General features: G+C 73.0%; 13 protein-coding genes. All 13 read right to left on the reverse strand.

The features are described from left to right. Positions 1–8: 8 nt before the first annotated feature. The 13 genes from fabZ to ACFC1F_RS22675 all read right to left on the reverse strand — a co-directional run bounded on the left by fabZ (position 9) and on the right by ACFC1F_RS22675 (position 13143). Entirely contained in the window at positions 9–545 is a 537-nt protein-coding gene (fabZ, locus tag ACFC1F_RS22615) for a 3-hydroxyacyl-ACP dehydratase FabZ (RefSeq protein ID WP_376160682.1), read from the reverse strand. A gap of 2 nt (positions 546–547) precedes the next feature. After that, complete coding sequence (locus tag ACFC1F_RS22620) at positions 548–838, reverse strand: acyl carrier protein (RefSeq protein WP_148643704.1); 291 nt, start codon at positions 836–838, stop codon at positions 548–550. Between the two features lie 60 nt (positions 839–898). Then, positions 899–1660, reverse strand: coding sequence for a 3-oxoacyl-ACP reductase FabG (gene fabG, locus ACFC1F_RS22625; protein ID WP_209417225.1), 762 nt, complete (start codon positions 1658–1660; stop codon positions 899–901). Further along, a complete protein-coding gene (gene sbnB / locus ACFC1F_RS22630) occupies positions 1657–2688 on the reverse strand; it encodes a 2,3-diaminopropionate biosynthesis protein SbnB (RefSeq protein WP_376160684.1) in 1032 nt (343 codons plus the stop codon). The genes fabG and sbnB overlap by 4 nt, the downstream gene beginning before the upstream one ends. Continuing rightward, positions 2685–3740: a 2,3-diaminopropionate biosynthesis protein SbnA gene (gene sbnA / locus ACFC1F_RS22635; RefSeq protein ID WP_209417223.1), complete on the reverse strand. Its 1056-nt coding sequence runs from the start codon at positions 3738–3740 to the stop codon at positions 2685–2687. The genes sbnB and sbnA overlap by 4 nt, the downstream gene beginning before the upstream one ends. Then, positions 3737–6109, reverse strand: a complete 2373-nt coding sequence (locus tag ACFC1F_RS22640; RefSeq protein WP_376160686.1) for a lantibiotic dehydratase — start codon at positions 6107–6109, stop codon at positions 3737–3739. The genes sbnA and ACFC1F_RS22640 overlap by 4 nt, the downstream gene beginning before the upstream one ends. After that, entirely contained in the window at positions 6106–7296 is a 1191-nt protein-coding gene (locus tag ACFC1F_RS22645) for a PLP-dependent aminotransferase family protein (RefSeq protein WP_376160688.1), read from the reverse strand. Before ACFC1F_RS22645 ends, ACFC1F_RS22640 begins: the two co-directional genes overlap by 4 nt. A gap of 20 nt (positions 7297–7316) precedes the next feature. Beyond that, positions 7317–7565, reverse strand: a complete 249-nt coding sequence (locus tag ACFC1F_RS22650) for an acyl carrier protein (RefSeq protein WP_148643698.1) — start codon at positions 7563–7565, stop codon at positions 7317–7319. Continuing rightward, on the reverse strand, positions 7546–9096 hold the full coding sequence (locus ACFC1F_RS22655; protein ID WP_376160691.1) for a class I adenylate-forming enzyme family protein: 1551 nt from the start codon (positions 9094–9096) through the stop codon (positions 7546–7548). Before ACFC1F_RS22655 ends, ACFC1F_RS22650 begins: the two co-directional genes overlap by 20 nt. Next, positions 9083–10030: an ACP S-malonyltransferase gene (locus ACFC1F_RS22660; RefSeq protein ID WP_209417219.1), complete on the reverse strand. Its 948-nt coding sequence runs from the start codon at positions 10028–10030 to the stop codon at positions 9083–9085. Before ACFC1F_RS22660 ends, ACFC1F_RS22655 begins: the two co-directional genes overlap by 14 nt. Positions 10031–10197: 167 nt before the next feature. Beyond that, positions 10198–10992 carry an ABC transporter permease gene (locus ACFC1F_RS22665; protein WP_376160693.1) on the reverse strand — a complete coding sequence of 265 codons (795 nt, stop codon included), beginning with the start codon at positions 10990–10992 and terminating at the stop codon, positions 10198–10200. Beyond that, on the reverse strand, positions 10992–11960 hold the full coding sequence (locus tag ACFC1F_RS22670) for an ABC transporter ATP-binding protein (protein WP_376160695.1): 969 nt from the start codon (positions 11958–11960) through the stop codon (positions 10992–10994). The genes ACFC1F_RS22665 and ACFC1F_RS22670 overlap by 1 nt, the downstream gene beginning before the upstream one ends. Before the next feature lie 295 nt (positions 11961–12255). Continuing rightward, on the reverse strand, positions 12256–13143 hold the full coding sequence (locus ACFC1F_RS22675) for an LLM class flavin-dependent oxidoreductase (RefSeq protein ID WP_209417216.1): 888 nt from the start codon (positions 13141–13143) through the stop codon (positions 12256–12258). Positions 13144–13265: the final 122 nt, after the last annotated feature.

The raw sequence follows: 13265 nt of genomic DNA on the forward strand, positions 1-13265 counted from the left end.
GCGGGGGTCTAGCCCTTGCGTTCCGTGGTGACGATCAGCGAGCCCGCGGCGGCCAGTTCGGTGCCGACGGTGGCCCGGACGGAGACCGAGCGGAGCCCGCCCAGCTTCTGGCCGAGCTTGGCCTCCAGCTGGAGCTGGTCGCCGGGGACGACCAGCCGGGAGAACTTCATGGAGCTGATCGAGCCGAGGTAGCCGACGCTGGCCGACGGGTCGCCGGTCCCGGCGTTCTCCGACTCCAGCAGCTCGGCCACGTAGACCACGGCGACCAGCTGGGCCATCGCCTCGACGATCATCACGCCGGGCATGATCGAGTGGTCCGGGTAGTGGCCGGCGAAGAACGGCTCGTTCACCGAGACGCTCTTGATCCCGCGCCCGGACACCCCGGGCACGACGTCGTACGCACGGTCGATCATCAGCATCGGCCAGCGGTGCGGCAGCATCCGCTTGATGTCGTCCGAGGAGTAACTGAAGGTCTCCTTGGGAGCCTTGGGCTCCTTGACCGCCACGGCCCGGCGCGCGGGCGCGGTCTCCGGCGCGATCGTCATGATCAGACCTCGCGGGCTTCGATGAAGTCGACCAGGGCGTTGATCGAGCCGAAGGCCTCGAAGTCGTCGTCGCTGATCAGCACGTCGTACTCGTTGTTGATCATGACGACGATCTCCAGGGTGTCCAGCGAGTCCATCTCCAGGCCGCGGCCGAACAGCGGCTGGTTGTCGGAGACGACCTCCGGCTCGGCGTCCAGGCCGAGGCGGTCGATGATCATCGACTTGATCTTCATGTTCTTCTCCAGGCGCTGCTCGGCCTGGGCGCGGACGTCCTCGAAGGTGGCGACGGACATGGGGGTTCCCTTTCTCGGGATTGACGATTGGTCGGTTCACTTGCGCGGTGGCGCGGTTGGTCAGCTGTAGAGCATTCCGCCGTCGACCGTGAGGACCTTGGCGGTGATGTAGGACGCCGCCGGGCTGGCCAGGAAGACGGCGGCCTGGGCCACCTCCTCCGGCGTCCCCATGCGGCCGAGCGGGATCGCCTGGGCGGCCTCCTTGAGCTGCTTCGGGGGCACCTTCTTCACCATGTCGGTGTCGATGAACCCGGGGGCCACCACGTTGACCCGGATGCCGCGGCCGGCGGTCTCGTACGCCAGGGTCTTGGCCATCGAGATCACACCGCCCTTGCTGGCGGCGTAGTTGGCCTGGCCGACCCGGCCGGCGATGCCGCTGGTGGAGGCGATCAGGACGATCGAACCGCCGCTCGCGTACATCTGCTTGGTCGCCTCGCGGGCGGTGAGGAAGGCGCCGGTCAGGTTGGTGCCGATGACCTCCTGCCACTTCGCGGAGCTCATCGCGGCCATGTGGCCGTCGGCGGTCACCCCGGAGTTGAGGACGGCGACGTCGAGCGAGCCCCAGGCGGAGCGGATCTCCTTGTACATCGCGGCGACCTGGGCCTCGTCGGAGACGTCCGCCGCGACCAGCAGGGCGCTGCGGCCCAGGGCCCGGATCCGCTCGGCGACCTCCTCCGCCTTCCCGGCGCTGGAGCGGTAGTTGAGGGCGACGTCGCAGCCGTGCTCGGCCAGTGCGATCGCGATCGCCGCGCCGATGCCGCGCGAGGCGCCGGTGACCAGGGCCTTGGTGCCCTCGGCGAAGAGCCGTCCGGGGGCGCTCATGCCGTACCTCCCACGAGGGTCGAGGTGACCTTGTGGCTGCCCGGGTCGAAGCCCTCGACCTCGGTGCCCAGGCCGGCCTTGGTGGCGGCGGTGAGGACGGCCTCCGCGACCGCGAGGTCCAGGACGCCCAGGCCGAAGGGCGAGAAGACGACCGTGCGGGCCACGTCGCTGGGGGCGGTCCGCCCGTCGAGCACGGCGCCGATCTCGGCGTGGACGAACTCCCGGTGCCCGACCTGCTGTTCGGCCCGGTGCAGGGAGGTCTGCTCGCGGACTGCGTGCTGGGCGTCGTCCACCACGTTGTAGGCGGCGAGCACCGAGGAGGCGCTCAGGTCGCGCAGCGACAGGTGCAGGATCACCTGGCCGTGCGGCCGGTCCGGGTGGTCGGCCAGGTCGAGCCAGTAGCTGGAGTCGGTGGTGGCGATGGAGACGGTCTCGGCGCTCAGCGCCCGGGCCACGTCGACGGCCTGGAAGGTGATCCCCGGGTACTCCGCGGCCAGCTCCCCGGCGAACACCTTGGCCCGCTCCGGGAAGGCGTCCTGGAGGAACACCGTCTCGATGTCCGGGTGGACCTGCGTCAGGTAGGAGACGACGCGGTGGTTGATGGTGCCGCAGCCGATCAGCCCGACCGTGCGCACCGGGCGGCCGCCGTTCAGCAGACCGCTGGCGAGCGCGGCACTGGCCGCGGTCCGCACCGAGGAGATCTGGCTGCCCTCCATCAGGGCCACCGGGTAGCCGGACTCCAGGTCGTTGAGGATGCAGAGCGAGGAGGCCCGCTGCATGCCCCGGTTCAGGTTCTCGGGGAAGGACGAGATCCACTTGAGGCCCATCACCGGGGCCGGTCCGCCCAGGTAGGCGGGCAGAGCGATGATCCGGGAGTCCGGGCGCCCGAGCGGGCGCAGGAAGGTGGAGAACGGCAGGTCCGACTGGCCCTGGCCGTGCAGGACGTAGGCGGTCCGTACCGAGTCGAGGACGGCGGAGTCCAGGCCCTGCAGCGCCGCGCGGACGTCGTCGCGGCCGAGGATCCTCATGACTCACTCCTTTCGTGGTCGTGGTCCGGCAGGTACTGCCGGAGGTAGGACTCCACCCACTGGTCGGAGTAGATGGTGTCGAGGTAGCGGTCGCCGCCGTCGGGCAGCACCGCGACGCAGGTGGCGCCCGGCTCGATCCAGGCCGGGGCCTGCCGGAGGGCGGCGATGACGGCGCCCGAGGACCCGCCGGCCAGGATCGACTCCTTCGCCAGCAGCTGGTGGCAGCCGCGGATGCACTCGGAGTCGGTCACCTTGACCACCCGGTCCGCGAGCCCCGGCAGCAGCAGCGGCGGGACGACCGCCGCCCCGTGCCCGGGGATGGTGCGCTTGTGCGAGCTCTCCCACGGCTCCGGCGGGCCGAAGATGACGCTGCCGACCGCGTCCACCGCGACGACCTTGGTCTCCAGGCCGTTGTCCCGGATGTACTCGGCGCAGCCGCGCAGCGTGCCGCAGGTGCCGGCCGCCAGGAAGAGGTAGTCGGGGCCGCCCGGGATCGCCTCGCAGATCTCGCGCATCGTGGTGCGGTGCGCCCGGGCGTTGTACTCGTTGGCGTACTGGTTGGGCCACCACGCGTCGGGGACGCTCTCCAGCAGCGCCCGGACCCGGGCGATCCGGGCCGGCAGGTACTCGCCGGTCTCCGGGTCGCGGTGCTCGACGACCTCGACCCGCGCACCGTACGCCCGCATGATCGCGAGGTTCTGCGCGGTGGTCCGGGGATCGACCACGCAGATCAGGTTGAGCCGGTAGAAGTTGCAGAGCTGGGCGAGGGCGATGCCGAGGTTGCCCGAGGAGGACTCCACGACGGTGGAGACCCCGGGGACGAGCCGGCCGGTCTGGATGGCCTGCTCGATCATCGACTTGGCGGCGCGGTCCTTGATGGAGCCGCCGGGGTTGAACCGCTCGCACTTGGCGTACACCTGGAAGCGCGTGGGCGGGAACAGCCGGTCGAGGGCGACCAGCGGGGTCCCGCCGATCGTGGCCACGATGTCGGGCTTCGTCGGGGGGCGCGGGCGGACCCGCGGTGCCGCGCTGTCGGGGACGAGGACGGTCATTCCGGCACCTTCCTGCTGATCTGGAGCCGAAGCTCGCTGACGTAGCGCTCGCCGTCGGCGTCTGGCAGCCAGGACTCCTCCGGGGCCGGCAGCGGCTCGCTGACGGTCACCACGGCGTCGGGGTCGAGCTGCCGGGCCCGGCGGACGAGGTTGGCGAAGGAGAGCACCAGCGTCGGGCTGGTGAAGTCGACCAGTGAGGGCTTGGTCTCCTCGGGGAACTTGACGAAGGCCCGGTCGGGCAGGGAGTTCCCGGTGACCCAGCGGCGCACCGCCAGGTAGTCGCGGTGCCGGTCGGCCTTCGGGGCGAGGGCGACGCCCTCGGCCGGCAGCCGCCAGGTCTCGCGGAAGAGCACCAGGTTGTCGAGGGTGATCCGGGGGGCGTGGCTGCGGTCCAGGCCGATCTTGAAGGCGTCGCAGGCGATGATCGAGATCAGCACCGCGAGCAGCTCCGGAACGGTCCAGGTGCGTCCGTCCGCGGTGGTGGCGGTGACGGTGCCGCCGTCCTCGGCCAGGGTGATGGAGACCGCCGGCTCGATCCGGTCGCGCTCGTCGAACGGCGCCCGGGTGAAGCCGATCAGCCGGTCCCCCGCGCCGATCGGCGCCGGCACCATCCGGCCGCTGTTGCGCTTCCAGCCGACCGGCAGCAGCGGCACCAGCCGCGGCGCGCCGATCGCCTCGTTGACCTTGTCCCGGAGCGACCCCCGGTCGGTGGTCCAGTCGAGGAACGGCAGGTCGAGGGTGGCCAGGCAGGCGTGCAGCTCGCCGAGGACCACGGTGTGCTCGCCGGCGTTCACCGCCTCCACGGAGGGGGCGACCACCTGGAGGTCCGGGCTGTGCACCGCCAGGTGCGGCGAGCGGACCGGGCCGGTGGCGAAGACGGCGCGGGCGCGGTCCTCGATCCCGGAGACCGAGAGCCGGACCGGCTCGGCCGGCGGGGCCTGCGGGTCCAGCGCGATGACCTCGCGCCACTTCTGCGCCAGCTCGCGGGTCGCGGCCTGCACCGGGGTGTTGTGCTCGCCCCAGAACAGGGCCAGCACCTGCGGCCAGACGTCGGCCAGGTTCACCGTGCCGTGGCGCTGCGCGGCGGCCCGGACGAGGTCCGCGACCTCCGCCTCGACCAGCTCGGCCAGTCGGTTGCCGAACCAGTCCGCCGCGTCGGCGACCAGGGCCAGCGGGCGGGCGATGCCGTCCAGGAAGTCCCGCCCCAGGTCCATCCGGCAGTCCCGGAGGGCGTCCTGGTAGCAGAGCGTGCGGCCGGCGTACGCCTTGCCCTCCTCGCGGGAGGCGGCCTGCCCGGTGGTGGCCGTGAAGAACGCGTCGAGCTCGTCGAGCGCCCCCACCAGCTCCTCGGCGGTGGCCGCGCGGTCGATGCCGTCGCGCAGCCGGCCCAGTTCGGTGAGCACCGCGTCGAACCGGACGAACAGTTCCGGGTCGCCGACGGCCGACACCCGCCTGCGCAGGACCTCCTCGGCCCGCACGTCGACCGGGATGTTGGCGTCCCAGGCCAGCACCCGCTGCCGGAGCAGCCGGTTCAGGACCTTGTCCACCCGCTCCCGCGCCGTCGCCGCGTCCCACTGCCGTCCGGCGACCAGCGCGTCGGCGATGGCCTCGCCGTTGCGGTCGCCGTCGGCCAGGCGCAGCACCAGGACGTCGTCCTCGCGCAGCCGCAGCACCTTGCGGTTCGACAGGACCAGCCGGTCGCCGTCGAGGTGCACGTCGGGCCGCAGCACCGGCGGGAACCACCAGCGGGCGCCGGGCTGCCCGGCCATCCAGTCGGCCAGCGCGGCCACCGTCCAGCGTTCGAAGGACGTGCGGCTCGCCGAGGTGAGCGACGGGCCGTGCTCGAACTCGACCGCCCGCCCGGTCCGCCCGACGGAGATCCACGCGCCCGGGCCGAAGAAGCCGATCGTCTCGGCCTTGGCGCAGTACCGCAGCCAGTACATGGCCAGGGTGCGCTCGCGCTGGCGGCGCTTGGTCTCCTTGCCCCTGCCGGAGGCCAGGGAGTCGAGGATCTGGTAGACGGTGCGGTTCTGCCAGGCGATGGCCAGGCGGACCTTCTCGTCCCTGGCGAGCCCGGCCAGCTGCGCCGTCTCGGCGTCGCAGTCGGCCTGGTAGGCGGCCAGGAAGGCCTCGTGGCCGGCCTCGCCGCTCTCCAGCCGCGCCGCCGCGCGGGGGGCGTCCCCGCCGCCGAGGAGCTTCAGCCCGGAGACCGGGAAGCCCGCGTTGCGGAGCAGTCCGACCCCCCAGACCTGCCAGTCCGTGCTGCCCAGCCGGTAGGACGGGGCGAGGGCGGACCAGTCGAGGGCGCGGGGAGCCCCGCCGGTGGCGGCGGCTTCGAGGGGGCCGGCCGCCTGGAGGGTGCCGGTCATCGGTCCCCGCCTTCCGGGGCCGGCCCGGCGAGCGCGGCGGCCAGCCGGGCGACGCCCTCGGCGATCTTCTTCCTCGGGACGTGGCTGAAGCAGAGCCGCAGGCCGTCGGCGTGCTCACCGTCGACGCTGAAGTGGCCGCCGGGGACGAAGGAGACCCCGTGCTCGGCCGCCGCCGCGGCGTACCGGGCGGTGTCCACGCCGTCGCGGTGGCGCAGCCAGATGTAGAAGCCGCCGTTCGGGCGCTCCCACGTCCAGGGGCCGGAGGTGCCGAGCTCCTGCTCCAGGGCGTCGGCCATCAGGCCGCAGCGCTCCCGGTAGCTGGCGCGGTAGCCGTCGATCAGGTCGGTCCAGCCGGCCCGGGTGTGGAACGCGGCCAGTGCGGCCTGGGCGAGGGCGGACGGGGAGAGGGCGATCACCTCGGCGGTGCGGCTGAGGGCCGGCAGCACGTGGTCCGGGGCGGCGATCCAGCCGGACCGCAGGCCGGGGGCGAAGATCTTGGAGAAGGTGCCCAGGTACACCACCCGGTCCGGGTCGAGCGCCTGGAACGCGGTGGTCGTCCCGCCGTCGAAGGAGAGCAGTCCGTACGGGTTGTCCTCGATCAGCAGGAGGTCCAGCTCCCGGCAGACCGCCAGCAGCTCCTTGCGGCGCTCGACGGAGAGGGTGCGGCCGGTGGGGTTCTGGTTGGTCGGGTTGCAGTAGAGCAGCCGCGCGGTGCGCCCCTCGGCGCGCAGGCGCAGGACCGTCCGCCGCAGCTCGGCGGGGTCCATCCCGTCCCGGTCGTCGGCCACGGAGTAAAGGTCGAGGCCGGCGGTCCGGAAGGCCGCGGTGGCGCCCGGGTAGGCGGGCGTCTGGACCAGGACGGTCTCGCCCGGAGCGCCGAGCCCGAGGGCCACCGCCATCAGCCCCATCTGGGAGCCGCTGGTGGGGACGAGGTTCGCGGCCTGCGCGTGGGCGCCCTCACGGGCCATCAGGTCGTTGATCGCCGGGACGAGGGCCTTGGCGACGTGCGGGGTGGTGTACTGGAAGGCGAGCTTCCCGCCGAGCCGGACGAGGCGGGAGAGTTGACCGGAGATCGCCTCCAGCGGGAGGACGTCCAGGTCGGGCAGGCCGCCCGCGAAGGAGATGAGGTCCCCGCCCCGCTCGAAGAGCCGGGGCATCTCGGCCGCGGGTCTGGTGTCGGTCCACATGGGTATCGGTTTCCCGGTTCCTAGATCCCGGCCGGGGCCGGGGCGGCGGCCCGCGTCTGCACGTACTGCAGGAGGCCGGCGGGGGAGGCGAGTGCGGGGTCCGCGAGGGCGTCGGGGTCGACCTCGATCCCGAACTCCTCCTCGACGGCCATCACCAGGGCGATGGTGTGGAGCGAGTCCACGCCCAGGTCCACGAGCGGGGTCTGCGGGTCGGTGACCTTGACCGAGCAGATCCGCTCGACGAGCTGGTCAAACTGCGACTGGTTCATGGATGGTCCTCGTCTGTGCGAAGGGAGGCTGCGTGTCTGTCGTGGCCGCGGGGGCCGTTGCTCCGTGCTCGTCGGCCGGCTCGCCGACCAGGCGCTTGGCGGCCGCGCGGTCCGGCTTGCCGTTCGCGGTCAGCGGCACCGCGGTGATCGGGACGATGAGGTCGGGCATCCGGGCGTGGTCGAGCCGGCCCTTGAGCAGCGCGCGGATCTCGTCCGGCGACAGGGCGCTCTGCACGGCTAGGGCGAGCGGCGCCCCCTCGGCGTCGGGCCGCAGCGCGACGGCGGCGGTCACCCCGGGGATGCGCTCGGCGGCGTCCTCGATCTCGGTGAGGGCCACCCGGATGCCGCGCCGCTTGATCACGTCGTCGTCGCGGCCGACGAAGTAGAGCCGGCCGTCCTCGTCGAGGTAGCCGCGGTCGCCGGTGTGCAGCTCCAGGGAGCCGTCGGCGCGGGGGAGGAAGCGGTTCTGCTCGTCCATCGGGATGCGCCAGTAGCCGGCCATCACCGTCGGGCCCCAGACGACGATCTCACCGACCGTCCGCGGCCCGGCCGTCCGTCCGTCGGCGTCCACGATCCGCACGTGGTCGCCGGGGATCGGCCGCCCGACCGAGTCGGGGTGGGTCGCGTACTCGGCCGGGTCCAGGATCGAGATGCGCTTGCACTCGGTCATGCCGTACATCGAGGCGAACGACGATCCGGGGAAGACGTCCAGCAGTTCGGCCATCACCGCCCGGCCCGGGCGGGCGCCGGTGTTGGTGAACAGGCGCACCCTGGTCGGCCGGCGCAGCTTGCCCTGGAGCAGGGTCAGCATCTGCGCCAGCGAGGGGACCAGCGGGACGACCGTCACGCCCTCCCGCTCGATGGTCCGCAGCAGGGCGACGTCGTGGCTGCGCTTGGCCAGCACGAGGGTGCCGCCGGTCAGCGCGCAGAGCAGGGCCTGGTAGAGCCCGTAGTCGAAGGAGAGCGGCAGCCGGCAGAGGACGACGTCGTCGGCGGTGTAGCCCAGGCAGGCGTTGACCGCCTCGACCGCCGTGATCATCTGGCGGTGCGGGCAGACCACGCCCTTCGGCCGGCCGGTGGTGCCCGAGGTGTAGATCAGCATCGCGACGGCGTCGTCCGGGAGCTCGGCGCGGAAGTCGTCCTCCGGGCCGCGCAGGATCTCCTCCCAGGCGCGGTCCACCCCCACGGTGCGGCCGGCGGTGCGGCCCGCGGCGGGCGGGCAGAGCGCCAGGGCGGCGGAGCAGTCGTCGACGATGTGGCCGATCTGGCCGTCCGTCAGCTCGGGGTGCACCGGCACGAAGACGGCGCCGATCCGCAGGGTGGCGTAGAAGAGGGCGAGGAAGGCGCGGTCGTTGCCGCCGGCGTAGACGACCCGCTCGCCGGTGGTGACGCCCTGGGCCCGCAGCCAGCCTGCCGCGCGGTCCACGGCGCTGCCGAGCCCGCGGTAGTCGAGCGTGCCCTCGGTGTCGGTCACCGCGGGGTGGTCGCCGCGCTCGGCGCGCGGGTGGTCGAGGAGGTCAGACACCAGCATGAGCGGGCTCCTCCTTTCCGGCGGCGGCGGCGAGCCGCTCGTAGGCCCGGGTGAGGTCCCGGGGCGCGTTGACGGACAGGACCTCGAAGTCCGGGTGCCGGCGCTTGAGGATGTTGGCGAGCGTGCGGGCCGGCGGCAGCGAGACCGTCAGCTCGGGCGCCAGCTCGGCGAGGGTCTGCAGGCACAGGTCCCAGCGGACCGGCCGCACCACCTGGTCGACGAGCCGCCGGCGGACGTCCTCGGGCGAGGTGACCACGGTGCCGTCGGCGTTCGAGAGCAGGAGCTGGGCAGGCCGGGCGAAGTGCACCGCCCCGGCCGCGGCCGCGAAGGCCTGCCGCGCCGACTCCATGTACGGGGTGTGGAAGGCCCCCGCGACCGGCAGCGGCTTGACCGTCGCCGAGGGCGGCGGTGCGGCGGCCAGCTGCTCCAGGCGCTCGACCGGCCCGGCGGCGACGATCTGGCCGGGGCCGTTGAACGTGGCGGCGGTGAGGCCGAGTTCGTCGAGCCGGGCGAGTACGTCCGGCTGCTCCCCGCCGACCACCGCGGCCATCGAGGTGGGCGTTTCGGCGCAGGCCGCCGCCATGGCCCGGCCGCGGACGGCGGCCAGCCACACGGCGTCGGCGGCGGTCAGCACCCCGGCGAACACGGCCGCGGTGAGTTCGCCGACCGAGTGGCCGGCCGCCACCGCACTGCCCTCGGGCGTCGCCCGGTCCAGCGCCGCGTGCGCCAGCAGGCCCTGGGCGACCAGCAAGGGCTGGGTGTTCTCGGTCCGGGCGATCTCGGCGGCCGAGGCCTTGGTGCCCAGGTGGACCAGGTCGCAGTCGGCGGCCTCGGACCAGGCCCGTACGCGCTCCGCGTGGACCGGGTCCCGCAGCCAGCCGGCCAGCATCCCAGGGGTCTGGGAGCCCTGGCCCGGCGCAATGAATGCGAACATTTGTTCTATCCCCCTTTCGTGTTTGGTGCCCTTCGCACGGCGCGCTGCGCCCGGTGCGGTGTCGGTGGTGGTGCGGGGTGGTGGTGCGGGGTGGTGGTGCGCGTGGTCTGGTGCGCGTGGTGTGGTGCGCTGGCGGTGCGGGTGGTGCGGTGACCGTGGGGCGGCGGCTACTGCCGGCCGGTGCTTTTGGTGAAGCGGCGGATCGCCATGAACGAGAAGCCGGCGAACCAGGCGACGAGGTTGAAGACGGCACCCGCCACGCTGGAGTGCTCCCCGCCGAACGAGTACCCGTCGGTGAGCGGGTAGCGGGCCAGGGTCGCCACCCCGTACATCGGGGTGAACCGCGAGATCTCCAGCATGGTCCCGCCGAGCGGGATGAACAGGTTGCCGAGGAAGGCGAGCGCGGTCATGGTCAGGCCCGGCATGTGCATCACCACGTCGGGCTTCAGGGCCAGCCCCATCCCGATGCCCAGCGCGGCGAACACCGCCGCACCGAACCAGGCGACCAGCAGCGACGTCACCCAGACGCCGGCGTCGGCGTGCGCGCCGGTGGCGACCCCCAGCACCCCGACGATGGCCACCGGCACGCCCGCCATCAGGACCGAGCAGGCCACCTTGACCAGCAGGTACCCGGGCGGCGTGAGCGGGCTCAGCGCGATCGTGCGCATCCAGCCCACCGACTTCTCCACCGAGATGGTGGCCGCCGAGCTGACGGCCGCCGTCGCGGCGCCGTACACGGCCAGGCCGATCATCATCCAGGCGGCGAAGTTGCCGTGCGGCAGCGTCGCGTTGTTCGGGCTCGTCCGGAAGAGGGCGAGGTAGAGGACGGCCGGCAGCAGCACCGTGAAGATCGTGGTCTGGCGGTTGAACCGCCGCCGCAGCTCGTAGCGGACGAAGGTCGGGTTCACGCCGGCGAACGGCGAGGAGCTCGGGCGGGTGCCCGGCGCCGAGAGGGCGGCCATCAGATCCCCTTCTGGACGGAGCGGCCGTTGTTGGTGATGGCCATGAAGGCCTCTTCGAGACTGCGCGGGGCGACCTCGATCTCGGTCGCCGACGTCTCGTTGACCAGCACCCGCAGCAGGGCGTCCGAGTCGGTGCAGTTGAAGAAGGACCGGTCACCGCGCGTGGTGGCGGACCGGACACCGGCGGACCTCGCCACCAGCTCCGCCTCGTACGGGCTGATCAGGGCGGACACCGTGCGTCCGCTGATCGCGGCCCGGATCGACGAGGCCGAACCGTCGGCCACCACCGACCCCTTGTTGATCATCACCACCCGGTCGGCGAACTGGTCCGCCTCCTCCATGTAGTGCGTGGCGAACATGACGGTCATCCCGCGCGCCGCGTCCTCGCGGACGGCGGCCCAGAAGTCCCGGCGGGCCGCGACGTCCATCCCGGCCGTCGGCTCGTCCAGCACCAGGAACTCGGGGTTCGACAGCAGGGCGACCGCGAACCGCAGCCGCTGCTGCTCACCGCCCGAACACGCCGACGCCCGGCGGTTGCGCAGCTCTGCGATGCCGGCCCGGGCCATGCAGCGCTCCGCGTCGGCGCCCGGGTGGAGCGAGGCCAGCATGTGCACCGTGGCCCCGACGGTGAGGTCGGGCAGCAGTCCGCCCGACTGCAGGACGGCCGCCACCTTCCCGGCCCGCACCGCCTGCTGCGGCGCCTGCCCGAAGAGCTCCACCTGCCCCGAGTCCGGGCGGGTCAGCCCCAGCAGCATGTCGATGGTGGTCGTCTTGCCGGCGCCGTTCGGCCCGAGGAAGGCCACCACCTCGCCGCGCCGGATCCGCAGATCCAGCCCGTTCACGGCGGTGAACTCCTCGCCCTTGGCGCTGGTGAAGCGCTTGACGACCGTGCTGAGCACGGCGGCATCGACGGCGGTATCAGGGGACGTCGCCCCCCTCGACGCCGGGCGGGTCTGGTATTCGATCATCTTGAGTGTCCTCACGATTCGGCGGAGGTCGCCTTGGTGAGCACCACTCTCCCGGCCCCTGCTATCCGCCCGAACCGGCGCCGCTACCACCCGCCTATCCACGCCCTATCCATCGCACCCGCCCCATCGGGTCCACCCCGTCGGACCCCTGTCGGCGGGCCGGGGCGCGGGCCGGGGCGCGGGCCGGGGTGCCGCGCGGAGGTCTTCTCCCGGACCGGAAACGCGGACGGAGCGCCCACCCCTCGGGGGGGGGTGAGCGCTCCGTCCGTTCGTCCGTCCGGTCGGCCCGGGCCGGTCAGCCCAGCTGGGCCAGGCCCTCGGTGGCGATCTCCTCGAAGACGGCGAGGTCGTTCTCGAAGATCGAGTCCGGGACCGGCCAGTGGATGACCAGCTCGGTGATGCCCAGCTCCTGGTACTTGCCGGCCCAGTCCACGAACGCGCCCACCGACTGCAGCGGCTTCTCCGCCGTCGAGCCCTGGAGCAGCACCTTCTCCAGCGTCGCCACGTCCCGCCCGGTCGCCTCGCAGGCCGCCGTCAGCTTCTCGATCTGCTTCGCGATCACCTCGGGCGCCTGCTCCACCGGCACGTCCGCCGGCCCGCGCGGGTCCCCGTACGTCACCCAGCCCTGGCCGTACTCGGCCGCGAGCCTCAGCCCGCGCGGGCCGGTCGCCGCCACGTAGAACGGCACCCGCGGCGTCTGCACGCAGCCGGGGATGTTCCGCGCCTCGACCGCCGAGTAGTACGTGCCCTCGCGGGTCGTGGCGTCGGTGCGCAGCAGCTCGTCCAGCAGCGGCAGGAACTCCCCGAAGCGGTCCGCCCGCTCCTTGGGCGACCACGCCTCCTGGCCCATGGCCGTCGCGTCGAACCCCGTCCCGCCGGCCCCGATCCCCAGCGTCACCCGCCCGCCGGACACGTCGTCCAGCGTGATCAGCTCCTTCGCCAGGGTCACGGGGTGGCGGAAGTTCGGCGAGGTCACGAGGGTGCCCAAGCGGATCCGCTCGGTCGCCGTCGCGGCCGCCGTCAGGGTCGGCACCGAGCCGAACCACGGCTCGTCCCGGAACGACCGCCAGGACAGGTGGTCGTAGGTGTACGCGGCGTGGAAGCCGAGGTCCTCGGCCCGCCGCCAGATCTTCTGTCCTTCGGCCCACCGGTGGATGGGGAGGATCACCGTGCTCAGACGCATACCGCCGACCCTACGGTAGGCGTCAGAGGCCGGCGCCCTCCGGCTTGACGAGGCATGCCCGGGGGCCGCTCCCCCGGTTCCTGCCGGATCTGTTCACCTGGCGGGTCGAGTGCCCGGCGTTC

The sequence above is a fragment of the Kitasatospora sp. NPDC056181 genome (assembly GCF_042266225.1).
Classification (GTDB): Bacteria; Actinomycetota; Actinomycetes; order Streptomycetales; family Streptomycetaceae; genus Kitasatospora.

Excerpts from the sequence above, each read along its gene's own strand:
- fabZ (WP_376160682.1), bottom strand. The coding sequence starts at position 545 with ATGACGATCGCGCCGGAGACCGCGCCCGCGCGCCGGGCCGTGGCGGTC.
- ACFC1F_RS22620 (WP_148643704.1), bottom strand. The coding sequence starts at position 838 with ATGTCCGTCGCCACCTTCGAGGACGTCCGCGCCCAGGCCGAGCAGCGC.
- fabG (WP_209417225.1), bottom strand. The coding sequence starts at position 1,660 with ATGAGCGCCCCCGGACGGCTCTTCGCCGAGGGCACCAAGGCCCTGGTC.
- sbnB (WP_376160684.1), bottom strand. The coding sequence starts at position 2,688 with ATGAGGATCCTCGGCCGCGACGACGTCCGCGCGGCGCTGCAGGGCCTG.
- sbnA (WP_209417223.1), bottom strand. The coding sequence starts at position 3,740 with ATGACCGTCCTCGTCCCCGACAGCGCGGCACCGCGGGTCCGCCCGCGC.
- ACFC1F_RS22640 (WP_376160686.1), bottom strand. The coding sequence starts at position 6,109 with ATGACCGGCACCCTCCAGGCGGCCGGCCCCCTCGAAGCCGCCGCCACC.
- ACFC1F_RS22645 (WP_376160688.1), bottom strand. The coding sequence starts at position 7,296 with ATGTGGACCGACACCAGACCCGCGGCCGAGATGCCCCGGCTCTTCGAG.
- ACFC1F_RS22650 (WP_148643698.1), bottom strand. The coding sequence starts at position 7,565 with ATGAACCAGTCGCAGTTTGACCAGCTCGTCGAGCGGATCTGCTCGGTC.
- ACFC1F_RS22655 (WP_376160691.1), bottom strand. The coding sequence starts at position 9,096 with ATGCTGGTGTCTGACCTCCTCGACCACCCGCGCGCCGAGCGCGGCGAC.
- ACFC1F_RS22660 (WP_209417219.1), bottom strand. The coding sequence starts at position 10,030 with ATGTTCGCATTCATTGCGCCGGGCCAGGGCTCCCAGACCCCTGGGATG.
- ACFC1F_RS22665 (WP_376160693.1), bottom strand. The coding sequence starts at position 10,992 with ATGGCCGCCCTCTCGGCGCCGGGCACCCGCCCGAGCTCCTCGCCGTTC.
- ACFC1F_RS22670 (WP_376160695.1), bottom strand. The coding sequence starts at position 11,960 with ATGATCGAATACCAGACCCGCCCGGCGTCGAGGGGGGCGACGTCCCCT.
- ACFC1F_RS22675 (WP_209417216.1), bottom strand. The coding sequence starts at position 13,143 with ATGCGTCTGAGCACGGTGATCCTCCCCATCCACCGGTGGGCCGAAGGA.